The 22,587-nt window shown below is 62.4% G+C and carries 16 protein-coding genes; 5 read left to right on the top strand and 11 right to left on the bottom strand.

From position 1 onward, the window contains the following. The first annotated feature begins 51 nt into the window (after positions 1-51). Positions 52-627 carry a helix-turn-helix domain-containing protein gene (locus KT882_RS15910; RefSeq protein ID WP_161073435.1) on the top strand — a complete coding sequence of 192 codons (576 nt, stop codon included), beginning with the start codon at positions 52-54 and terminating at the stop codon, positions 625-627. 24 nt (positions 628-651) lie between these two features. Here the strand turns inward: KT882_RS15910 and KT882_RS15905 are convergent, their stop codons facing one another. Then, complete coding sequence (locus KT882_RS15905; protein WP_228892466.1) at positions 652-2,145, bottom strand: M20 family peptidase; 1,494 nt, start codon at positions 2,143-2,145, stop codon at positions 652-654. Between the two features lie 13 nt (positions 2,146-2,158). Further along, positions 2,159-4,603 carry a TonB-dependent receptor gene (locus KT882_RS15900; RefSeq protein ID WP_228892465.1) on the bottom strand — a complete coding sequence of 815 codons (2,445 nt, stop codon included), beginning with the start codon at positions 4,601-4,603 and terminating at the stop codon, positions 2,159-2,161. A 98-nt stretch (positions 4,604-4,701) separates the two neighbouring features. On the opposite strand from KT882_RS15900, the gene KT882_RS15895 reads away from it, so the two are divergent. After that, positions 4,702-5,766 (top strand): GlxA family transcriptional regulator, encoded by a 1,065-nt coding sequence (locus KT882_RS15895; protein WP_228892464.1) that lies wholly within the window; start codon positions 4,702-4,704, stop codon positions 5,764-5,766. On the opposite strand, the gene KT882_RS15890 is transcribed toward KT882_RS15895, so the two are convergent. Then, complete coding sequence (locus KT882_RS15890) at positions 5,755-6,957, bottom strand: ammonium transporter (protein WP_228892463.1); 1,203 nt, start codon at positions 6,955-6,957, stop codon at positions 5,755-5,757. The two genes, KT882_RS15895 and KT882_RS15890, sit on opposite strands and share 12 nt — an antisense overlap. Positions 6,958-7,199: 242 nt before the next feature. Between KT882_RS15890 and KT882_RS15885 the strand changes: the two genes are divergently transcribed. Continuing rightward, on the top strand, positions 7,200-8,477 hold the full coding sequence (locus tag KT882_RS15885; RefSeq protein ID WP_228892462.1) for a hypothetical protein: 1,278 nt from the start codon (positions 7,200-7,202) through the stop codon (positions 8,475-8,477). Between the two features lie 498 nt (positions 8,478-8,975). On the opposite strand, the gene KT882_RS15880 is transcribed toward KT882_RS15885, so the two are convergent. Both KT882_RS15880 and KT882_RS15875 read right to left on the bottom strand, forming a co-directional pair. After that, positions 8,976-9,695, bottom strand: a complete 720-nt coding sequence (locus tag KT882_RS15880; RefSeq protein WP_228892461.1) for a DsbC family protein — start codon at positions 9,693-9,695, stop codon at positions 8,976-8,978. A gap of 60 nt (positions 9,696-9,755) precedes the next feature. Continuing rightward, positions 9,756-10,580 (bottom strand): hypothetical protein, encoded by an 825-nt coding sequence (locus KT882_RS15875; protein WP_228892460.1) that lies wholly within the window; start codon positions 10,578-10,580, stop codon positions 9,756-9,758. Between the two features lie 633 nt (positions 10,581-11,213). On the opposite strand from KT882_RS15875, the gene KT882_RS30895 reads away from it, so the two are divergent. Continuing rightward, on the top strand, positions 11,214-11,657 hold the full coding sequence (locus KT882_RS30895; protein ID WP_407682050.1) for a DUF5625 family protein: 444 nt from the start codon (positions 11,214-11,216) through the stop codon (positions 11,655-11,657). Positions 11,658-11,749: 92 nt separating this feature from the next. On the opposite strand, the gene KT882_RS15865 is transcribed toward KT882_RS30895, so the two are convergent. The 3 genes from KT882_RS15865 to KT882_RS15855 form a co-directional block, all read right to left on the bottom strand. Next, positions 11,750-13,921 carry a prolyl oligopeptidase family serine peptidase gene (locus tag KT882_RS15865; RefSeq protein WP_228892458.1) on the bottom strand — a complete coding sequence of 724 codons (2,172 nt, stop codon included), beginning with the start codon at positions 13,919-13,921 and terminating at the stop codon, positions 11,750-11,752. 111 nt (positions 13,922-14,032) lie between these two features. Next, positions 14,033-16,444 carry a bifunctional diguanylate cyclase/phosphodiesterase gene (locus KT882_RS15860; protein WP_161073427.1) on the bottom strand — a complete coding sequence of 804 codons (2,412 nt, stop codon included), beginning with the start codon at positions 16,442-16,444 and terminating at the stop codon, positions 14,033-14,035. 8 nt (positions 16,445-16,452) lie between these two features. Further along, a complete protein-coding gene (locus tag KT882_RS15855; protein WP_228892457.1) occupies positions 16,453-17,097 on the bottom strand; it encodes a methylamine utilization protein in 645 nt (214 codons plus the stop codon). Between the two features lie 126 nt (positions 17,098-17,223). Between KT882_RS15855 and KT882_RS15850 the strand changes: the two genes are divergently transcribed. After that, entirely contained in the window at positions 17,224-19,035 is a 1,812-nt protein-coding gene (locus KT882_RS15850) for a GGDEF domain-containing protein (protein WP_161073426.1), read from the top strand. On the opposite strand, the gene KT882_RS15845 is transcribed toward KT882_RS15850, so the two are convergent. The 3 genes from KT882_RS15845 to KT882_RS15835 form a co-directional block, all read right to left on the bottom strand. Continuing rightward, a complete protein-coding gene (locus tag KT882_RS15845) occupies positions 19,032-20,435 on the bottom strand; it encodes an SEL1-like repeat protein (RefSeq protein ID WP_161073425.1) in 1,404 nt (467 codons plus the stop codon). The two genes, KT882_RS15850 and KT882_RS15845, sit on opposite strands and share 4 nt — an antisense overlap. Positions 20,436-20,561: 126 nt before the next feature. Next, positions 20,562-21,188: a 3'-5' exonuclease gene (locus KT882_RS15840; RefSeq protein WP_228892456.1), complete on the bottom strand. Its 627-nt coding sequence runs from the start codon at positions 21,186-21,188 to the stop codon at positions 20,562-20,564. Beyond that, positions 21,188-22,444: an Hsp70 family protein gene (locus KT882_RS15835; RefSeq protein WP_161073424.1), complete on the bottom strand. Its 1,257-nt coding sequence runs from the start codon at positions 22,442-22,444 to the stop codon at positions 21,188-21,190. Before KT882_RS15835 ends, KT882_RS15840 begins: the two co-directional genes overlap by 1 nt. Between the last annotated feature and the right edge of the window lie 143 nt (positions 22,445-22,587).

Below are 22,587 nucleotides of genomic sequence, written 5' to 3'. Positions count from 1 at the left end.
ACTCCATTGAACATTGCAACACTTTGCACTATATCGAAGAATGAAAAACGCATGAAAGCAGCCTCCACGAATAACGCCCCGCCGGAAGTCGGCGCCGCCCTGCAACGCCTGCGCCTGGCGCGCGGGCTGACACTGGAAGACCTGTCGCGCATAGCGGGCGTGTCCAAGTCCATGCTGTCGCAGATAGAGCGCGAGAAAGCCAATCCCACCATCGCCATCACCTGGCGCCTGGCCAATGCGCTGGGCGTGCCGATCGGCGAGCTGTTGGACGAACCGGGGAAAACCGTCGAAACGATACGCGTGCTGGACGCGCACGAAACTCCCACCCTGCCCGGCGCGCACGCCGGTTACACGATGCGCATCCTGGGACCGATGGAGCTGGCTGGAAAATACGAGTGGTATGAATTGACGCTGGCGCCGGGAGGCGAGTTGGTGTCGCAGGCGCACGACCCGGGCACCACCGAGCATTTGACGGTGCTGCACGGCTCCATGGAGCTGGAAGTGGGCGGCACCAAGAAGAAGGTCAAGCTGGGCGGCACCGCCCGCTACCCGGGCGACCTCGATCACGCCATCCGCAACGCGGGCAAGACCGAGGCCAAGGCGCTGCTGGTCGTGATCCACCGTTAAAGGGCAGCCACGGCCAGGCGCGCCCTATTCCGCGCTGAGGCGCATCAAAGACTGGTAGAACGCGATCAGCTCACCGTAATTGGCAATCGAGATGCGTTCATCCGTGCCGTGGATGCGGGCGATGTCGGACGGCTTCATGCGCACCGGCAGGAAGCGGTAGGCGGCATCGCTCACGCGGCTGTAGTGGCGGCTGTCGGTACCGGCCACCACCAGGCCCGGCGTCACCAGGGCTTCCGGCGCAACCGCTGCCAGCGCGGCGGAGATCAACTGGTAACCGGGGCCATTGCGGTCCGCCACCGGCGACGCTTCGGCCGCCGTGGCGCCATCGACTGCCACCTTCACCAGCGGGTCCGCAATCGCCCGCACCACGTGGGCCTGCACCTTGGCCACCGTATCGCCCGGCGCGAGCCGGAAGTTCACTACTGCCTTGGCGTCGGCAGGAAGCACGTTGTCCTTCACGCCGCCGGAGATCATGGTCGGCGCGGTGGTGGTGCGTATCATGGCGTTGGTGGTATTGCTGGCAGCCAGCTGCCGCACCAGGACCGGTTCCAGCAGCCAGCTATTGGCCAGCCCCGCCCGCATGCTGAAAGGCAGCGCCGGCGCCAATGCCAGCAGGCCGGCGCCGCCCGGACCATCCAGGCTGGCGGCCATGGGCTGCTCCTCCAGGCGCGCCACCGCCCGGCTGACACGCCCCACCGCCGTGTAAGGCGGCGGCATGGACGAGTGGCCGCCGGCGGCGGTGGCGGTCAGTTGCAAGCTCACATAGCCTTTTTCCGACAGGCCGATGGGCGCCACCGGGCGCGCCATGCCGGGCACCAGCCCGTCCACGATCAGGGAGCCCTCGTCCAGCGAGAACCGCGCACGCACCTTGCGCTGCTCGAGCAAGTCCGCAATGCGCGCGGCGCCGTGGTGGCCGCCCAGCTCCTCGTCGTGCCCGAAGGCCAGCAAGATGGTCCGCTTGGGACGGAAACCGGCCGCCAGCAAATGCTCCACGCCTTCAAAGGTGGCCATGACCGCATGCTTCATGTCCAGTGTGCCCCTGCCCCAGACATAGCCGTCCGCGATATCGCCTGCGAACGGCGCGTGGCGCCATTTGTCCTCGGTGCCGGGTTCCACCGGCACCACGTCCATGTGCGCCGTCAGCAGTACCGGCTGCAAGGAAGGGTCGCTGCCCTGCCAGGTGTACAGCAGGCTGCTCCCGTCCACCACTTCGCGCCGCAACTGCGCATGGGTACGCGGAAAGCTGGTTTCCAGCAAGCGGTGCAGCTCGGGGAAACGGTTCACCGCTGCTTCGCCGCCTTCGCTGCCTTCGCCGCCGGACACGGTGGCAATCCGCACCGCCGCAGCCAAGCGCTCGCTGGCGGCGGCCAAGTCCGCAGGCGCGGCGGCGGTGACTTTGCCAACCGGCGGCAGCGACGGCACCCGCAGAACGTTCACCAGCATCGCCATGATCAGCAACAGCAGTAGAACGGCAACGCCGGCCAGCACGGCCCACAACAATTTGAGTTTATTGCGCATTAAAATCCCCGCCTCACAGTTTGACGCGCAGTTCCAGCGCCAGCGAACGCGGCCGCGTTACATAGACGTAGGGTGAGCCCACCGCCTCGCCCAGCGTGCTGACGTTGACATATTGCTTGTCCATCAGGTTGTTCGCCACCAGCCCCACTCCCCAGCGGCCGGACGGCGCCGTCCAGCCCAGGCGCAGGTCTACCCGCTCCTGCGCCTTGCCCGCGCCTACCGCGCTGTCGGGGCGGCACAGGCCCTGCTTGTAAGTATCGTCGTTGCAGCGGCGCTTGCCCATGTAGCCGTATTGCACGCTGAAATCGGCGTTGCCGTCCAGAGCCTGCCATTTCGCCGCCGCGCCCAGCGCTGCGCTGAAGTAAGGCGTGCCCGCCGCCTGGCCGCTGATATTCACACCAGTTGGCGAGACGTATTTGTCATAGGTCTGGTCGATGTATTCCAGCGAGCCGGTCAGGCGCCAGGTGCGGTTGATCTTCCATTGCACGTCCAGGTCCAGGCCGGTGGCGCCCTGGTCGCTGTTGGCGACCTGGTAGGACGGAATGCCGGTGGCGCCACTGTTCGGCACCAGCGTCAGGCTTTGCAGATTGGTAAAGTCGTACTGGAACAGCGCCGCGCCGTAGGTCAATCCGGCCGCGCGCCACTCACCTTTAGCGCCCAGCTCCATGCTGGTGACCAGTTCCTCCTCGTAGTGGCCGTTCACGCCCACCGCGTCGAAGCCGCCGGCCTGGTAGCCCTTGCTCCACGAGGCGTACACCATGTGGTCCGCGCCCAGGTGCTTGTCGAGCAGGACGCGCGGGCTGAAGTTGCTCCAGCTCTTGGACACGGCGTAAGGCGCGCTGGTCGAGCCCGGATTGTTGAACTGCACATTGCTCTGCACCAGCTTTTGCAGCAGGCCGGACTGCTGCGCGGTCAGCAGCTTCAGCGCCGTCGCGGTGGGGAAGAACTGGGCCTGGTTCAAGGTGGCCAGTTGCGCGTCCAGCGCGCTGGCGGTGCGAGCCGGGTTGTACCAGTTGAAAGCCTTGTGGTCCGCCGTGTAGCGGCCGCCCAGCGTCAGATTGGTGTCGTTGGCAGCGTGCCAGATCACGTCGCCATAAATAGCGAAGGCGCGGTAGCCGCCCACGTCGTTGATGCTTTCCTGCCACGGCAGGCCGGTCAGCTTCACGCCCTGCAGCGCGGCGTTGCCGGTGGCTTTGCCTATACCCTGCGCCAGCTGCGTCAGCGTGGCGTATGGCGACAGGCCGGCCGCATGCTGGAACAGCGTGTCGAGCGAGGTGGTGGTGACATTCACTTCCTGCCTTTGCGTGGCGCGCTCGCGGAAGGCGCTGGCGCCGGCCACCCAGTCAAACGGCCCGCTCTGGCCGTTAAGCTTGAATTCCTGCTGCCAGGTGCTGTTCGATTCCACGTTGCCGATGGCCAAATAGGCGGCCGGATTCGAGGTGCCGTCCATGTCCTGCCAGTTCTGGGTGTTGAAGTGGCGGTAGGCGGTGGTGCTGGTCAGCGTGGCGAACGGCAGCGCGCGCTCCACGCGCAGCGTTACGCCGTCGAAGGTGCGCGACTGGCGGTTAATAGCGGCGTCGTTGCTGAGCGGATTGTCCAACGGTGCGGTCCACACGTCCGGGCCGCCGAAGTTGACCTTGCCGCCGGTGACGGAATACGTGGCCGGGCCGGGGCCGCGCATTTTTTCATGTTCCCAGCTCAGCACGGCGGAGGTGTTGTCGTCCTGCCAGCGCAGGGCGGCCCGGCCGCCGCTGTCCCGGTCGCCGCCGGCGCGGCTGCCGTCGAAGGCGTTGCGGGTCCAGCCGTGGCTGCCCTGGTCCACTGCAGAAATGCGGAAGGCGAGATTGTCGGTGAGGGGCGTGTTGTACATCAGCTCCTCGTGGCGCAGGCCGTTTTCGCCCAGGCGCACCAGGCCGCTGCCCTCCACCCGGCCCACTGGATCGTTGCTGACGATGGAGATGGCGCCCGCCGCTGCATTGCGGCCGAACAGCGTGCCCTGCGGCCCTTTCAGCACTTCAATACGCTTGATGTCGTTAAAGTTGAGCAGCGAACCGCCGGTCTTGCCGGTGTACACGCCGTCCGTGTAAATGCCCACCGGCGAATCGGTGCCGATGCCGAAGTCCAGCGTGCCCACGCCGCGCAGGAAGATATTGGGGCGGGTGGGCTGGGAGGTGTCGATGGAAAGTCCGGGCACGAAGGAATCGATATCGCTCAGATTGGCCGCGCCCTGGTCCTTCAGCTGCTGGCCGGACATGGCGGTAACCGCGATGGGCACGCTCTGGATCTGCTGGCTGCGGCTCTGCGCGGTGACGATCACCTGGGCGGTGTCGGCCGGAGGCGCCTCCGGCTGCGGGGCGGGCTCGGCGGCGTGGGCGCCAGGAACGGCGAGGCTGGCGAGGGCAAGACTGACGGCGTGGGCTGCAAGACAGCGGCGCGGACGGGGTACGGACTGGCTCAAAATGATCTCCGGATGAATGTTTTTTTGAAAAAACGCATGGGCGTTCAAAAACATTCTACGGCTTGCCAGATCGTCAAAATATAGCCATTATCGCCATCATGATTACCGATATCGCCACCATTTCGCCGCTACACATAGAGATACTGTGCCCGCCCGAGGCGGCCATGGGCACGGTGTTCAGCACGGTGGACGTGCTGCGTTCGGCCACCAACCTGTTGCGCGCGCGCTACCCGGAGCAGCCCTCCCCGCTTACTTGGAATATCTACGTGCCGGAGGAATGCGGCCCGCTGTTCGACGCCTCCGCACCCGGCCTGTCCGCCTCGCCGCTGCGTCCGCTGGAAGGCACGCGCACCCTGCTCATGGCGCCCACGCTGATCGCCAGCACCGTGCCGGAACTACAGGAAATTGCGCAGCGCCACCCCTCGCTGCTGCGCAAGCTGAAAGCCCACGTGGAGGACGGCGGCATGGTGGCCGCGTCCGCATCCGGGCTGATCTACCCATCGATGATGGGCATGCTGGACGGCCTGCGGCTCGATACGCTCTGGGTGTCCAAACCGCTGTTCACGCGGATGCATCCCGAGTGCGATTTTTCCGCCACCGAGGCCATGAGTTTTAACGAGCGCCTGTACACCTGCGTTGCGCCCAGCCAACAGATCGAGTTCACGGCGGCGATTTTGAAACGGCTGCTCGACGCCAGCGTCGGCGAGAGCTGCGCCCAGCTGCTGCAATACCAGCCAGAACGGCAGCGGCTGGGCTACCAGCTGATCGAAGACGGCCAGATGCACCCTACCACGGACAGCCCCGTCTACCGCGTGCAGCAATGGCTGAAAGCCCATCTGCAGCAGCCCTACAGGCTCGACGAGCTGGCCGTGGTGGCGTCCACCAGCAGCCGCACGCTGCTGCGCCACTTCCAGACCGCAGTCGGCATGACGCCGCTGGACTATCTGCACCGCGTGCGCGTGGACCGCGCCAAGGTGCTGCTGGAGGTCACGCAGCAGAACCTGCACGCCATTGCGCTGGCCTGCGGCTACAGCGACGCCAGCTCGTTCAGCCGCATGTTCAGCAAGATCGCGGGCATCAGTCCCGGCGTGTACCGGCAGCGCTTCACCATGCGCAGCAAGCGCGTGCGCTGGCGCGCCGAGCCGCCGGAATCACCAGTTTGACTCGCGCTCCGGCGTGGAAGTGATGCGGTGCACTGACAGGTCGGCGCCCTGGAATTCCTGCTCGGGGTCCAGACGCAGGCCCATGGTGGCCCTCAGCGCGCCGTAGATGGCGAAGCCGGAAACGCCGGCAATGGCCACGCCCAGCAAGGTTCCCAGCAGCTGCGGCACGAAGGCCACGCCGCCCATGCCGCCCAGCCCTTTCAGCCCGAAGATGCCGGCCGCGATGCCGCCCCAGGCGCCGCACAAGCCATGCAGCGGCCAGACGCCCAGCACATCGTCGATCTTCCATTTGTTCTGGGCAAGCGTGAACATCCACACGAAGATGGCGCCCGCGATACCGCCGGTGACCAGCGCGCCCAGCGGATGCATCAGGTCGGAGCCGGCGCACACCGCCACCAGGCCGGCCAGCGGACCGTTGTAGGCGAAGCCGGGATCGTTCTTACCCATCAGCACAGCCACCAGGGTGCCGCCCACCATCGCCATCAGCGAGTTCACGGCCACCAGGCCATTCATCTTGTCCAGTGCCTGCGCGCTCATCACGTTGAAGCCGAACCAGCCCACGGTCAGTATCCACGCGCCCAGCGCCAGGAAAGGAATCGACGAAGGCGGATGCGCGGCGATGGCGCCGTTCTTCATATAGCGGCCACGGCGCGCGCCCAGCAGCAGCACGGCAGGCAGCGCAACCCAGCCGCCCATGGCGTGCACCACTACGGAACCGGCGAAGTCATGGAACTCGGCGCCGAAACTGTGCATCAGCCAGTCCTGGAAGCCGAAGCGGTGGTTCCACACCATGCCTTCAAAAAAGGGATACACAAAGCCCACCAGCAGCGCGGTGGCGATCAGCTGCGGATAAAACCGCGCGCGCTCGGCAATACCGCCGGAGATGATGGCCGGGATGGCTGCCGCGAACGTCAGCAGGAAGAAGAACTTCACCAGCTCGTAACCGTTTTTGGCCGCCAGCACGTCCGCGCTGGAAAAGAAATGCACGCCGTACGCTATGCCGTAGCCGATAAAGAAATACGCGATGGTCGAGACTGCGAAGTCCACCAGGATTTTCACCAGCGCGTTGACCTGGTTTTTCTTGCGCACCGTGCCCAGCTCAAGAAACGCAAACCCCGCATGCATCGCCAAAATCATGATGGCGCCAAGCAGGATAAACAGCGCGTCTGCACCAGAATTGTTACCAGCCATACCAGCCACTCCCCAAAAAGATGCATAGTCAAATAAAGAATATGCATACAAGCAAAACTCGTACCAATTTGGTGCGCTGCACTAAGTGCATGATTTTTATGAAATATGCTTACCACGGGCGAATCACCAGTATGGTGCAATCGCACTTAATTAGTGCGGCCGGGAGTGACTTTCATCATTGATATATCAGCAATCTTTTATTCTTGCTACTATGGACGGACCAGAAATGTTGGGAGCAATTTATGATGGGCAAATTCCCGTTTTACCACCGCGTGGCGGCCGCACTCGTACTCGTCGTGCCAGCTTTGCTCGCCGGTTGTGGCAGCTCAGACAGCACGCCAGCGCCACCGGTGATACAGCCTGCGGCGATCAGCACCCAGCCGGCCAGCGTCACAGTGATCGCCGGCGGCCCGGCTAATTTCGCGGTGACGGCTAGCGGCACGAATCTTACTTATCAATGGAAGCGCAACGGCGCGGACATACAGGGAGCGAACGCGGCAAGCTATGCATTGGCGACGACGCAACTCGGTGATACGAAGAGCAAATTCAGCGTCGTCGTCAGCAACGCCGCAGGCAGCGTGAGCAGCGCCGAGGCAGCGCTGACCGTCACCGGAATTGCTGTGGTCGCCGGGTCGCTGACGGAAAGCGGCTACGCTGACGGCGCCGGAAGCACCGCCAGAATGAGGGGGCCCAACTGCCTGACGCTAGACAGCGCCGGCAACGCCTACATCTGCGATCCGAACAACTACCGCGTCCGAAAAGTTACACCGGCAGGCGTTGTCAGCACTTACGCGGGCCGTGACAACGGAATCGATCTGCCACAGACCGGTCCAGCCGATAAGGTGCTGATGTACGCAGACTCCTTAGTGGTAGACAACGCAGGGAATGTGTATGTCGGCAGTGGAAGCCGACTGCTCCGCATTACCCCAACCCGGACAGTGGAGCTTGCCTATGATTTCCCTTTCAAGTCCCTCGATGGGCGCTCCCTTGGAGCGATCATTCCCTATGGCCTGACTGTCGATGGCGCTACCAACCTCTATCTGGCCAATAAACTCAGCCTGCGAAAGCTGTCTCCGGCCGGAAAAGTCACCATGCTGCAAGGGACGGAAGTGGCCCCCGACCTCCTTGGCACGGTGCAGCCAACGCGCACAGGATTGGCAGTCGACAGCGCAGGCAATATCTATTCCGCATACATGGGCAAGATAAGCAAGATTGCGCCCGATGGCACCGCTGTGAGCTTTGCGGGCAGCAGCGACGCCGGCACTGCCGTAGACGGCAAGGGAACGGCGGCCCGCTTCAGCAACAGCCTGTGGGTGTCGCTTGCGATTGATCCATCCGGCATTCTGTACATGCCTGACTATGAGAACAGCACGATCCGGAAGATTACGCCACAAGGCGACGTCACCACCGTCACTGCCGCCGGGCCACTGCCCGGCAAACCCATGGGCATAGCCATCGACGGCAGCGGCAACTTGTACACGCTCATAGGCAATGCGCTGGTCAAGATACAGCTGCAGTAAACGCAAACGCGCCCCCCCTGTGGGCGCGGCTTGCTGAGCGGAGGTGACGGCCACGACCGAACGCGGCATACTTGGCGCTCTGCAATCAAATGGAGTATCGCGCCGCCATGGGACCTCTCGCTTACATGCTTTGCCAAAAATCCGTCATCGGCGTGGGCATGTTTGTCACCGGCCTTTGCGCCTTCCCGCCGCTGATCCCGGACACGCCCCTGCCCCTCTCCACTGCGGCGCCCACGGTCACGGTGCCGTTCACTGTGCCGGTGGATAAGATGCGTATTTCGGCGGGTCATGGAGATACAGTTCGGCCCGAGCTAGACACTAAGGTCGAATCCTCATGGACAGTCAGATCGACTCGCTGGACATCAGAATACGGGAGGAATCTGGCTGACTTGAGGGCACTTCGGAAAACCTGGTTTTCTGAAAGTCGCGCCTTTACGAATAAACAGCTTACGAGGCCGGCAAAGCTGAGGAAGTAGGTTTTTCGAGGTGCCCTTGTGTTTAACGAGATGACTTGTACTCCTTCAAAGCGTCGAATTTTTTCTCCACAGCTGTCCGAGTCAGAAGCCCAACCACTCTAGATCCGTCTGCGAAGAAAGTAGACGGCGTACCTTTAATATTCAATCGTTTACCGAGCTTTAGCACTTCTGAGTTTGGAGACACACAACCAGCACTCGCAGTGGCTGGACGTATATCCTCTAGCATCCATTGCTGCCAGCTCCCTGCCTTGTCAGAACTACACCATACGTCCCGAGATATTTCTAAAGAGGACTCTGAAAGCACCCCATACATGTATACGTATATCGTAACATTGTCCAAATCCTTTAATTCCTTTTCCGTAACTTTGCAAAATTTGCAATTTGGATCGGTGAACAAAGCAATTTTCCTCGACCCATTTCCATTTTTTATAATTATTGCATCCCGAACTGGCAAAGTGGAAAAATCAATTGTATTTATTTTGGTTAATTGTTTTTTTGTAACGTTGGTTTTTGTTTCCAAGTCAACAATGGATCCAATAAATAAAAACCTACCAGTGGCGTCTGCATAAATTATTTTACCCTCCGAAGATATTTCGTATAGACCGTGAGCACCATAGGTGACATTTTCAATTTTTCTATCTGGAAACTTAGCTTGAATCTTTTCCTTAATAGTGTTCTCATCTGCACAATAAGCGACTCGAGACGCTAGGAGTAGAATGGCAATTAAGATAAATTTAAACATTTTTCCCTCAAATGCCACCACACAGATTTTGAAATAAGGCAGTGGCAACGAAAAGCTATATTAGAAACAGCTGCCAGTACTTGGGCAGCTCGCCTTACAATTCCCCTTCAATTTATCACTCGAGGCTGCACAAGCTACAGCTGCAGCGAGTGCCAATGGAGGAGCTTCAGCAAAAACTACGGCAAATACTATGCAGGCATAACCTCTTTTTTCACCCTCGTCATCGCATTTATCGCTGCACGCACCAGCGCGATCCACGCATTGAGCCGTGGTGGAAGTTGACGAATTCCAATTTGCGTATTCCAACTCCCATGATTCATACGCCTCTTCGTAATACGGTTCATTTTCCCCATCCCACCATTCTTCTTGACCGTACTCGTCTTGCCAGTCATCACGAACCTCAGGCCATTCGTCGCCTTCGTCACTCATAGGGGTCAATATGACATCCCCATTTTTTGAGAGCGCTGATGTACCTTGCATCGTACTCCTGCACGGGCGCAGACCGTGCCTTAATTTAGGCTTACTCTGCCCTCGTGCTTCATGCGATTGTGCATAAGAAAAGTCAGCAATGTTTTCAGAATTCCCGGTAACTTCATTTTTAATTGATAAGACTTTGCTTGGTAAGTTTTCATCATAAGTCGGAATGTAAGAAACGCCATTAATCTTCATTAGCGTTATCTGACCAATCTCATTTTTCTTAAAAAAGATTTCTTTTCCCAAGCGAGTGGAAATTTTCTGGGACTTGTTTTTTATCTCAGCGTATGCCACGCAATCCGGCTCTTGAGATTGCGCATTTTCCTGATTGCTGCGCTCTGAGGCATGAGTTCCACTCGCAATCAGAAAAGCAGAAAAAAAATATAACGCCAACTTAGCAATTTTCTTCATTCTAGTCCTTATTAATGCTTTGATCGGAATCCTTTAGTTGCACATATTCGACATTTCTTATGGAGAAATATCCCGCAACTATGAGAATGAGATATTTGTAAAAGCCCCCGTCTTCAATAAAATCCTTTGATATTTTATTTGCCACAACTATCAAGAAAAAAGCAAATGGAACCAAAAAATTGCTAAGTTTAAGCTTTATTTTTGATTTTTTGTTGCATTTTTCACATTGAATAATTCCCTTAAAAGGCGGAGCTATTTGCGACCATGGGGAAATCGTCAGATTCTCACAATGCGGGCATTTGTACATATGTCACCAAGGGTTATGAAATCACATCAATTGATTGTATTTTTGCAATCGCACGAATAGTAACTGATTCGTTACGCTGAGATTCTATCAAAATATCACAGATACAATTTGTTACATGAAAATTAACAATTATTTTGGTGTCGGCATTGATACTATAAATGAAGTAACTTCAGGCCCCAAAAGTATGGCTTCATGAACGCCACAACTTCACATTGCGAAGGCGTTGTTGCATAAATCAACTCCGACGTCAACGAGGCGACAGCCGTCGGCCGAGCAAAGGGACTACCTCTAATTTGTGAACGAATGCGCACCTTGCCGAACACAAGCTGTCCACGTCGTCGAATAGCCCGTCCAGTAACGCTGAAGTACGCAATAAGAGCTACGAGTTCGACCTAAGCTTCACGCCGCAGGCGAAGGACGACCTGCAGCGCATAGGCCAGATAGCGGGAACGCATTACGACGGCGAATACTGCGAGGGCAAGACCAGCTACGAAAACATCCCGCTGGCGCGGCGCGAAGGACTGGGGCAGCCCATACCGGTGCGTGTGGTGGTGCGGAGCCGGCCGGGCGGCGCGGTGGTGGTGGACCAGACCTTCATCTCGCTATGCAAGTTCGCCGCAGGCGGCGCCGACATGGCGGTACTGCGCAAGATAGGCCGCATCGACCTGGTGCGCGGCGACTACAGCGCCGAAGTATCCAGCCCCGGCACCGTGCCGGAACTGGCCGGCATCAAGACCTCATTCATGCTCGTATCCGGCCACGGAAAATAAGCGCAACTTACCTCAAAGACAAATCAGCCCTGACCCCATTTTTCTTCCAAAGAAAAAGGGGTCAGGGTTGATTTTGCGGTGGGGATTAGGGCTTATTGGCTGCCGCCGGAGACAGGGGCGGCTGGGGCGCCCATGTTCAGGGCGCGGGTCAGGAAGCCCCAGCGGTCGGCCACTTCTTCGATCTGTTTCGCGGTCGGCTTGCCGGCGCCGTGGCCGGCTTTGGTGTCGATGCGGATCAGGATGGGGTTGGCGCCCGCTTGCGCGGCTTGCGCTGCGGCGGCGAACTTGAAGCTGTGGGCCGGGACCACGCGGTCGTCATGGTCGGCGGTGGTGACCATGGTGGCCGGGTAGCAGCCGCCCGCTTTCAGGTTGTGCAGCGGCGAGTATTTGACCAGGGCCTTGAACTCTTCCGGATTGTCCGATGAGCCGTAGTCCGAGGTCCAGGCCCAGCCGATGGTGAACTTCTGGAAGCGCAGCATGTCCATCACGCCCACCGCCGGCAGGGCCGCAGCGAACAGTTCGGGGCGCTGCGTCATCGCCGCGCCCACCAGCAGGCCGCCGTTGCTGCCGCCGCCTATCGAGAGCTTGGCCGGCGAGGTGACCTTGTTGGCCACCAGCCATTCGGCCGCGCCGATGAAGTCGTCGAACACGTTCTGCTTCTGCAGCTTGGTGCCGGCCTTGTGCCAGGCTTCGCCGTATTCGCCGCCGCCGCGCAGGTTGGCCAGCACGTACACGCCGCCCATTTCCAGCCACGCCAGGTTGGCCACCGAGAACGACGGCGTCATGGAGGCGTTGAAGCCGCCGTAGCCGTACAGATAGGTCGGGTTGCTGCCGTCCAGCTTGATGCCTTTCTTGGCCACGATGAACATCGGCACCTTGGTGCCGTCGCGGCTGGTGTAGAACTGCTGGCGGGTCTCATACGCGGCCGGGTCGAAGTCGACTTTCGGCTGGCGGTACACGCTGCTCTTGCCGGACTTCATATCGTAGCGGTAAATGGTGGCCGGGGTGGTGAAGCTGGTGTAGGAGTAGAAGGTCTCCGCATCCGTAGCCTTGCCTAGGAAGCCGCTGGCCGAGCCGATGCCCGGCAGGTCCAGCGTGCGCACGGGCTTGCCTTTCAGGTCGAAAATCTTCACGGCGCTGTGCGCGTCGGTCAGGTAGTTCAGCACCAGTTGCTTGTTGATGATGTTGGCGGAGGTCAGCGTCTCGGCCGCTTCCGGCACCAATTCTTTCCACTGGTCCGGCGCAGGCTTGCGGATGTCGATGGCGATGATGCGCGACTTGGGTGCGTTCTTGTCGGTGCGGAAATAAAACACCGTGCCTTCGTTGGCGATGAAGTCGTAGGCCGCGTCGAACTGCTCCAGCAGGCCCACCACTTTGCTGTCCTTGCTGGCCAGGTCTTTGACGAAGACGCGGTTCTTGCGCTCGGTGCCATGGCTGCCGTTGATGATCAGGTAGCGGCCGTCGTCGGTCACTTCCGCGCCGAAGCCCCACTCTTTCTGGTCCGGGCGGTCGTACACCAGCGTATCCGCGCTTTGCGGCGTGCCGATCTTGTGGAAGTACAGCTTCTGGAAGTAGTTCACGCCGGCCAGCTTGGTGGCTTCGGTCGGCTCGTCGTAGCGGCTGTAGTAGAAGCCGCTGCCGTCATGGTTCCAGGCGGTGCGGGAGAACTTCACCCACTTGATATGGTCTTCGGTATCCTTGCCGCTGTCGATGGCGCGCACCTTGATCTCGTTCCAGTCCGAGCCGGAGGCGGCGGTGCTGTAAGCCAGCAGCTTGCCGTTCGGGCTGACGGCCGCGCCGGCCAGCGCCACCGTGCCGTCGGACGACAGGGTGTTCGGGTCCAGCAGCACGCGCGGCGTGTCGGCCAGGGTTTTCATGGTGTATAGCACGGACTGGTTCTGCAGGCCGTCGTTGCGGCTGTAGAAGTAGCGGCCGCCTTCTTTGTACGGCACGCCGTAGCGCTCGAAGTTCCACAGCTTGGTCAGGCGGGCCTTGATGGCCTCGCGCGCCGGGATCTGGCCCAGGTAGCCTTGCGTCAGCTTGTTCTGCGCGTCCACCCATTCCTTGGTTTCGGCGCTGTTGGCGTCTTCCAGCCAGCGGTAAGGATCGGCCACCGTGGTGCCGTGGTAGTTGTCCTGCTGGTCGACCTTTTTGCTGAGCGGGTAGCTCACTACCGCACCATTGCCGGGGCAGGTTTGCGCCAGCGCAGTGCCGCTGAATGCGGCGGCCAGTGCGAAGATCAGGGAAGCACGTCGTAATTGCATAGATTCGTCTCGTCCGGTTATTTGGGAAGGGCGCGGATGTGCCGCGCCTCTGACGATCATAGCGTGGAATATGACAAATTTGAAATGTTCCGAAACGCGGCGCAGCGCTTTTTATTCGGCCAGCGTGCTCTCGGCCACCACTGCGGGCGCCCCCGGCGGCTGCCATTTCTCCAGCCAGCCGGCCAGCTGCTCGGCCGGCATGGGGCGGCTCATGAAGTAGCCCTGGCCCTGGTCGCAGCCCATGCGCGCCAGCAATCGCCAGACGGCCTCGCTTTCTATGCCCTCGGCCACCACGCGCAGGCCCATGTTGTGGCCCAGGTCGATGGTGGAGCGCACGATCTTGCTGTCGCCGATGTCGTTCTCCATGTTCAGCACAAAAGACTTGTCGATCTTCAGCTCGTCCACCGGCAGCCGCTTCAGGTAGGCGAGCGAGGAGTAGCCGGTGCCGAAGTCGTCGATGGACAGTTCCATGCCCATGCCGTGCAGGCGCTCGAGCGTGTTCTGGGCCCGCACCGGGTCGTCCATGATGGCACTTTCGGTGATCTCCAGGCAGAAGGCGGACGGCTCGAGTTCGTGCCGCGCCAGCAGCTCGGCGAATTTCACCGGCAGGTCCTGGTCCATCAGGTCGCGCGTGGACAGGTTGACGGAAATCTTCAGCTTGATGTCCTGCGCGGCCAGCTGGCGGCACAGCACCGCCGACTGCTCCATCACCCAGCGCGTCAGCACGCGGATAAAGCCGGTCTGTTCGGCGAAGGGAATGAACTGGTCGGGGAAGACATTGCCGCGCTCGGGATGGACCCAGCGCACCAGCGCCTCGGCCCCCACAGCCTTGCCGCTGCCCAGCATGATCTTGGGTTGCACGAACAGGCGGAATTCGTTGCGTTCGACCGCGTTGCGCAGCTCGGTCAGCAGCGACAGGCTTTGCTCGCTGCTCTTGTCGATGGCCGCGTCGTACACCACGGCGCCGTCGTTGCGCTGCTTGGCCGTGTACATGGCCACCTCGGCCGCGCTCAGCAAGGACTCGGCGTTGTCGCCGTGCAGCGGGTAGCCGGCGATACCCAGGCCCGCGCCGATGTCCACCATCTGCTCGTCCAGCGAGAGCGGCGTTTCCAGCGCCGTCAGCACTTCGCGCGCGATCACCTGCGCCTGCTCCAGCGTGGTATCCGGCAGCAGCACCACGAATTCGTCACCGCCCAGGCGCGCCACCTGGGCCGAGGTGTTGCGGCGGTTGGCCAGCTGCACCTGCAGGCGCCCCGCCACCTGGCGCAGCAGCGCGTCGCCGAAGCTGTGGCCCATGACGTCGTTCACGTGCTTGAAGCGGTCCAGGTCCATCATCAGCACAAACACCGGCGTTTCGCGCTTGCGCGCCTCGGCGATGGAGTCGTTCAGGTGCAGCACGAACTGGGCGCGGTTGGGCAGGCCGGTCAGCGTGTCCCAGTACGCGAGGCGGCGGATTTCCTGCTCGCGCTTGGCGATACCGTCGCGCATGCTGTCGAAGGCCTGCGCCAGCGCGCCGATCTCATCCTCGCGCTTGAATTCAATCTGGCCCTTGTAGTCGCCGCGCTCGAGGCGCTTGGCGGTGTCGGCCAGCAGGGTCAGCGGCTGGGCGATGCGCTTGGCGGTGAACACGCTGGCGGCGGCCGAGATCAGGATGCCGGCCACGGCCAGGCCCAGCAGCCAGCGCTCCAGCCGCGCATATTCGGCGATGGCCTCGTCGATGGAGCGCACCAGCAGCACGCTCACGGCCTGCCCGGCGTCCTCGCCCAGCAGCAGCTGGCGCACGCTGTAGCGCGCGTCCTGCACCGTCACGTCGAATGACGCGTCCAGCCGCGCCGGCATGGTCTCGATGCTGTGCGTCAGGGCGGCAATCACCGGCGCCGGGAAGGTGGACGCCACAGGCAGCAGCCCGCCCTGCCGGTCGCGCGTCAGTATCGACGTGTGCAGTCCGCTCACGCTTTGCATTTCGCCGGCCAGCTGGCCGTCGATCGGGAAGGTCATGACGATGTAGCCGATGACGATGGGCGCCTTCACCGGCATCACCACCACCTGGTAGGGATAGCGGTCCACCATGGCGATGCCGTTGGCGCCGTCCGACGCTTCGGCCTGGTCCAGCATGCTCATGACCAGTTTTTCCAGGCCGGCCGACTGGCTTTCGCTGGTGGTGGCGGTGATCTTGCGCTCGGCCGACACCAGCATGGACGCGGTGGCCTTGATGCGGCGGCCGCTGTTGGCCAGCGCGGATTCGATGGTGGCGCGGTCGGACTCGTCGTTGTTGCCGATGGCGGCCACGAAGGCGGTGTCGCGCGCCAGCAGGCGGGCGCCGAAGCGCAGGCTCTGCGCATTCTGCTCGAGCAGGCGGCGGAACACCTTGGCGCCGTTGCCCAGCTCCACGCTGATGGAAGCGCGCGCATTGCTGTCGATGCCGCGCTGGATCAGCAGCAGCCCGGCCACCTGCACCGCGACGATCAGCAGCAGGAACAGCGTGACGATGCGGCTCTCCAGGCTGCGGAAGTGGAAGCGCATGCGGGCTCCTACAGCGCGTCGCCGCTGACGGGCGGCTTCATGGGCAGGCGGAAGCTGGCGGTGCCCAGCGCGTCGCCGGCCTTGACCACCACCGCCTGCTCGGCGGGCTGTCCGCCGGCCATATTGAAATGCCAGACCTTGAGCACGTATTTGCCGGCCGGCGCGTCGATGCGGCCCACGCCGGCCGCGTCGCCCTTCACAAGGTAAGGCGTGTCGACGATGCGCACATAGGCCACCATCTTGTCATGGATGTTGCATCCCAGCACAACAATGCCGGGTTTGTCGAAGATTTGCGGCGTGGCCGTGGTGCCCGAATACAGCTTCTGGTCGAACTTGTGCGCCGGCGAGAAGGAGTAGATGTGGTGGCGCACCTTGTCGTTGTTCGGGAAGTCGATGCGGGTGCCGGTCTGCACCACGGTCACCAACGGCATGAATTTCAAGCTCTTCTGCTCGATCTCGGCGGTTTTCAGCGCGCCCTTGGACACGGCCTGCCCGGCCTCGGCCTCCAGCCAGGCCACAGCGTCGGCCAGCGGCGTCCCGGTGCTGTCGTGCACCGCCACGGCAACGCCGGACGCGCGGGCGCCAGCCGCCAGCAAACAGAGGGTAGCGACGGCGGCCAGGCGGGGGAACGGTTTCGGCATCGGTGCGGGCATGAGTGCTGATAGAGGAAATCCTATTGTAGCGCCAGCAGCGGACAGCGTTAAGTAGTTTCCTGAATTCATCAACCTGTCACATTCCCTGCTTACCATCACACACTTGCTACTTCTTGCCTGCTTACCATGAACAATGTGGCCTATCTGCGCCCCGCACCCGACGACGACGCCTTGCTTCGCATGCAACTGAACGACATCATCGAGCGGCGCCAGCTGAACGCCCTGTTCCAGCCCATCGCCCGCATGCAGGATGGCGACATCATTGCCTACGAGGGACTGATACGCGGCCCGTCCGACAGCCCCCTGCACTCGCCGCTGAACCTGTTCAAGGCGGCCCGCGTGTGCGGACGCACGGTGGAGGTGGAGCATCTGTGCCGGCGCGTGGTGCTGGAGCGCTTCGCCGAACTCAAGCTGCCGGGCAAGCTCTTCCTCAACGTCAGCCCCGAATGCCTGTTGCTGCAGCCGGACGGCACGCGCGGCGAAACTTTGCAATACATACAACAGCTCGGCATCAATCCGGAGCGCGTGATTATCGAACTGACCGAAAATCAGCCCACCTATGATTACGAACTGATGCGCGAAGCGGTGCTGCATTATCGCAACATGGGCTTCCAGATCGCCATCGACGACCTGGGCGAAGGCTTCTCCAGCCTGCGCCTGTGGTCGGAACTGCGGCCCGAGTATGTCAAGATCGACATGCATTTCATCCAGGGCATCAACCACGACCCGGTGAAACTGCAGTTCGTGCGCTCCATCCAGGAGATCGCCGACAAGTCCGACACGCTGGTCATCGCCGAGGGCATAGAAACCCAGGCCGAGCTGCTGGTGCTGCGCGATATCGGCGTGGCCTACGGCCAGGGCTACCACCTTGGCCGGCCGCATCACGCGCCGGCGCGCGCCCTGCCGGCCGAAGTGGCCAAGGCGCTCAGCCGCAACGGCGTGGCCGTGTATCCGCAGCGCGGCGCCGAAAAGCAGGCCGCCAGCATCGCCAAGCTGCTGCACGAGGTAGCGGCGGTGCCGCCGTCCATGAGCAACAACGAGGTCTACGAGATCTTCATGGCCGAGCCCAAGCTGATGATTATCCCGGTGGTGGACGGCGGCGAGCCGCTCGGCCTGATCAGCCGTTTCGACATGATCGACCACTTTGCGCGCCCCTACCAGCGCGAGCTGTACGGCAAGAAGTCCTGCAAGGTCTTCATGGACCCCAAGCCGCTGATCGCCGACAAGGATACCAGCCTGCAGGACCTGTCCTACCGCATGGTGGAGTCGGCCGCGCACCACCTGTTCAACGGCTTCATCATCACCGAGCACGGGCGCTACCTGGGCATGGGCACCGGCCACGACCTGATGCGCGAAATCACGCAGATGCAGATCCACGCGGCGCGCTACGCCAACCCGCTGACCCAGCTGCCGGGCAACGTGCCCATCAACGAACATATAGACCGCCTGCTTGAAAGCGGCACGCGCTTCTGGGTCTGCTATTGCGACCTGGACCACTTCAAGCCCTTCAACGACGTGTACGGCTACCGCCGGGGCGACGACGTGATCCAGATGACGGCCCGCATCCTCAGCGGCCATTGCGATCCCGACCGCGACTTTATCGGCCATATCGGCGGCGACGACTTCATGCTGCTGTTCCAGAGCGAGGACTGGGAAACGCGCTGCCGCGCCATCCTGGCCGATTTCGAGAGCAGCGTGCTGGACTTCTACAGCCTGGAGGACCGCGACCGCGGTGGCTATATCAGCGAGGACAGGCAGGGGAAAAAAGTGTTCTATTCGCTGATGAGCCTGTCTCTAGGCACGATACGCGTGGAGCCGCACCAGTACTATTCCCACCACCAGATCGCCACCCAGGCTTCGGACGCCAAGAAGCAGGCCAAGAAGATCCACGGCAACAGCCTGTTCGCGGACCGCCGCCAGCACGTCCAGCCCGGCTAGGCGCCCGCCTGCTGGCAGGCCGGCTGTTCGCCGCTGGCGGGAAATTGCTCGGCCAGCGCGCACGCGGCGGCCAGCGCACCGGCCAGCTCGGCCTCGCTCAGTTTTCCGCGCATCTGCTCGCGCTGCGCCGCCGCGCAGGCGTTGCCGCCGGCGGCCGACACGGCAATCCAGATATACGCTTGCACCGGATCGCGCGCCACCCCGCGTCCGCTGTGATACATGCCGCCCAGGTTGTACTGCGCCAGCACATGGCCCTTGGCGGCGGCCTGGCGGTAGCAGGCCACCGCCGCCTCGTCGTCGCGCGCCACGCCCTGGCCGTTGGCGTACATCACCCCCAGGTTGTTCAGCGCGCTGGCGTCGCCCTGGGCCGCCGCAGCCTGGTACCAGGCCACGGCGCGCACCTCGTCGCGCTCCACGCCGTGGCCGTTGGCATACATGACTGCCGCGTTGAACTGGGCAGTGACGACGCCCTGCTCGGCCGCCTGGCAATACCACTCCAGCGCGCGCGCCGCGTCGGCGGCCACGCCGCGTCCCTGCGCATACATGGCGGCCAGCTTGGACTGCGCCTGCGCGTGGCCGGACTCGGCGGCGCGGCGATACCAGATCAGGGCCTCCGGCTCGTCGCGTTCCACGCCGTAGCCATTGGCCAGCAGCACGGCCAGGCTGAACTGGGCGTCGACGTCGTCCTGCGCGGCGGCGCGCGCCAGCCAGCTGTAGGCGCGGCGCTGGTCGGGCGCCACCCCGCGCCCCTCGGCGTAGGCGATGCCGACCAGACGCTGCGCGACCGCGTGGCCCTGCGCGGCGGCCTGCCGGAACCAGGCCAGCGCGGCGGCTTCGCTGGGCGGCACGCCCTGGCCGCGCTGGTGCATCCGGCCCAGGTTGAGCTGGGCGTCCGCGTCGCCCTGCAAGGCCGCCTTGCGCAGCCAGGCCAGCGCCAGCGGATCGCTGCGCCGCGTGCCCAGCCCCAGCAGATAAGCCTCGCCCACCAGCGCCTGCGCACTGGCCACGCCCTGCGCGGCGGCGCGGCTGAACCAGGCCAGCGCGGTGTCATCGCTGCGGGCCACGCCGCGCCCCTTGCGGTACATCTGGCCCAGGTTCTGCTGCGCGGAAGCTTCGCCCTGCTCGGCGGCCAGGCGGAACCAGAAGGCGGCCTCGGCGTCGCGGCAGGCCGTGCCGCGACCGTTGTAGTACATGGCGCCAAGATGATTTTGCGCAAACGCCAAGCCTTGCAGCGCGGCGAGGCGCATCCAGATGAAGGCCTTTTCGTCGTCGCGGCGCACGCCCTGGCCCTTCTTGTACAGCAGGGCCAGGTTGAACTGGGCGTAGGGATTGCCGCGCGCTGCAGCATCGCGGTACCAGGAGAAGATAGTGCTGTCGGCGGGGGAATAGCGATGGTCCATGATGACTCTTTGCGACGCGTGTGCACAAAGTTTAGTCAGTCAGGCCAGCATCCTTTTGATCGCGCTCAATCATGATTGCGAATTGATAGCCAGGCGGAAATTTTCGGCTAGCGGACCATCCGGCTCCTACTTGCCGGTCTGCTTGAGCAGATAAGCATGCACCTTGGCCGCCGCCAGCTTGTTTACCGACAGCAGCAGTTCCGGCTCAACCTGGGCAAGGCCGTAGGTATCGCCCAGGTGGCGTGCGATATGCAGCAGCACTTGCGCCGCCACTTCCGCGTCCGACTCGGCCCGGTGGGCCGCGCTCTTGAAGCGGATGCCGAGCTGGCCGGACAGCTGGCCCAGCTTATAGCTGCCCAGCGCGGGAAACACGCGCCGCGCCAGCTTCAGCGAACAGACCGTGCCCTGGTGCGCCGGCGCCAGGCCAAAGCGGCCCGCTTCCGCGCGCAAGAACTTCTCATCGAAGCTGGCGTTGTGCGCGGCCAGCGCGTCGGAACCGATAAAGTCCAGCAGCTCGGGCACCACCTCGTCCACCGGCGGCGCGCTGTCCACCATCTGCTGGGTGATGCCAGTGAGGCCGGTGATAAAGCTGGGTATGCGCACGCCGCAATTGATCAGCGAGACATAACGGTCGGTGATACGGCCGTCTTCGATGCGCAGCGCAGCCACCTCCGTGATGCGGTCGCCCATGTCCGGCGACAGCCCCGTGGTCTCGAAGTCGATCATCACGATGGGCTTGCTGTACACCGTCATTACGCGCCCCCGAACTTGCGCACCGCGTCCAGCGCCAGGCCGGCGCCGATGCTGCCGAACAGGTCGCCTTCCACCTTGCGCGCGGCAGGCAGCACCGCGCCGATGCGTTCGCGCAGCGACAGCACGCCGCTCGAGCCGCCGGTGAAGAACACCGTGTCCACCTGCTCCGGCTTGACGCCCGCGTCCGCCAGCATCTTCTGCACGGTCTGCTCGACCGAGCCGACCAGGTGGCCGATAGCGCTGTCGAAGCTGCTGCGGCTCAGGTCCAGCGTGACGGCGGGCGACAATCGGTCCAGCTCCAGCGCCACGTGCTCGGCGCCGGACAGGGCGATCTTGCCCTCCTCCACCTTCATCGCCAGCCAGTGGCCGGCGCGCTGGTCGATCAGCTTTTGCAGGCGGCTCAGCTTGTCCTGCTCGCGCGCGTCGCGCACCAGCTCCGACAGCTGCGTCCACATCTTCTTGGTGTAAGCCAGGTTGATGGTGTGCCAGGTGGCCAGGTTGAAGAAGTAGCTGGACGGCACTTCGCTATTGTTGTTCAGCTGGGTGCCGTAACCCAGCAGCGGCATCACCGCCGACAGGCTCAGGTATTTATCAAAGTCCGTTCCGCCGATGTGCACGCCGCCGGTGGCCAGGATGTCGTCGCGGCGCTCGGCCTTCCTGGCGCGCTCGGGCGACAGGCGCACCAGCGAGAAGTCCGACGTACCGCCGCCGATGTCGGCGATCAGCACCAGCTCTTCGCGGTCGATCTGCGACTCGTAGTCGAAAGCGGCGGCGATGGGCTCGAACTGGAACGCGATATCCTTGAAGCCCACCGAACGGGCGATCTCGGCCAGCGTATCCTCGGCCAGCTGGTCATTGGCGGCGTTATCGTCGATAAAGTGCACCGGGCGGCCGAACACGGCCGAGGTGAACTGGCGGCCGGATGCCTGCTCGGCGCGCTTCTTGACTTCGCCGATGAAGTTGGCCAGCAGCATGCGGAACGGCAGCGCGCGGCCACCCACTTCGGTCTGGCCGTCGATCAGGCTGGTGCCCAGCAGGCTTTTCAGCGAGCGCATCAGCCGGCCTTCGTAGCCGGCCAGGTATTCGCTCAGCGCGGCGCGGCCGAACGTGACTTCCTCGTCTTCGGCGTTGTAGAACACCACCGAGGGCAAGGTGGTTTTGCCGTCCTCCAGGGCCAGCATGGTGCCGTGGCCGGGACGCACCCAGCCCACCGTGGAATTGGACGTGCCAAAATCGACTCCGCAAGCTATGGCCATGTCTATCTTCCAGTAAATTCTAAGGGGCGGTAGTTTAGCAGAAACGGCCTGCCCTGCGCCTATTTAACGACACTTGCCAGCATTATTATCGCAGACTATTGCCATACGGTAAGACAATAAGATATCCTCAGGAAATAACTATA

Source organism: Pseudoduganella aquatica, from assembly GCF_020865585.1.
GTDB lineage: Bacteria > Pseudomonadota > Gammaproteobacteria > Burkholderiales > Burkholderiaceae_D > Rugamonas > Rugamonas aquatica_A.
Note: the sequence above shows the minus strand (reverse complement) of the source record. Positions and strands in the feature narration are given on the sequence as shown.

Excerpts from the sequence above, each read along its gene's own strand:
- KT882_RS15910 (WP_161073435.1), top strand. The coding sequence starts at position 52 with ATGAAAGCAGCCTCCACGAATAACGCCCCGCCGGAAGTCGGCGCCGCC.
- KT882_RS15905 (WP_228892466.1), bottom strand. The coding sequence starts at position 2,145 with ATGCGCAATAAACTCAAATTGTTGTGGGCCGTGCTGGCCGGCGTTGCC.
- KT882_RS15895 (WP_228892464.1), top strand. The coding sequence starts at position 4,702 with ATGATTACCGATATCGCCACCATTTCGCCGCTACACATAGAGATACTG.
- KT882_RS15890 (WP_228892463.1), bottom strand. The coding sequence starts at position 6,957 with ATGGCTGGTAACAATTCTGGTGCAGACGCGCTGTTTATCCTGCTTGGC.
- KT882_RS15885 (WP_228892462.1), top strand. The coding sequence starts at position 7,200 with ATGATGGGCAAATTCCCGTTTTACCACCGCGTGGCGGCCGCACTCGTA.
- KT882_RS15880 (WP_228892461.1), bottom strand. The coding sequence starts at position 9,695 with ATGTTTAAATTTATCTTAATTGCCATTCTACTCCTAGCGTCTCGAGTC.
- KT882_RS15875 (WP_228892460.1), bottom strand. The coding sequence starts at position 10,580 with ATGAAGAAAATTGCTAAGTTGGCGTTATATTTTTTTTCTGCTTTTCTG.
- KT882_RS15865 (WP_228892458.1), bottom strand. The coding sequence starts at position 13,921 with ATGCAATTACGACGTGCTTCCCTGATCTTCGCACTGGCCGCCGCATTC.
- KT882_RS15860 (WP_161073427.1), bottom strand. The coding sequence starts at position 16,444 with ATGCGCTTCCACTTCCGCAGCCTGGAGAGCCGCATCGTCACGCTGTTC.
- KT882_RS15855 (WP_228892457.1), bottom strand. The coding sequence starts at position 17,097 with ATGCCCGCACCGATGCCGAAACCGTTCCCCCGCCTGGCCGCCGTCGCT.
- KT882_RS15850 (WP_161073426.1), top strand. The coding sequence starts at position 17,224 with ATGAACAATGTGGCCTATCTGCGCCCCGCACCCGACGACGACGCCTTG.
- KT882_RS15845 (WP_161073425.1), bottom strand. The coding sequence starts at position 20,435 with ATGGACCATCGCTATTCCCCCGCCGACAGCACTATCTTCTCCTGGTAC.
- KT882_RS15840 (WP_228892456.1), bottom strand. The coding sequence starts at position 21,188 with ATGACGGTGTACAGCAAGCCCATCGTGATGATCGACTTCGAGACCACG.
- KT882_RS15835 (WP_161073424.1), bottom strand. The coding sequence starts at position 22,444 with ATGGCCATAGCTTGCGGAGTCGATTTTGGCACGTCCAATTCCACGGTG.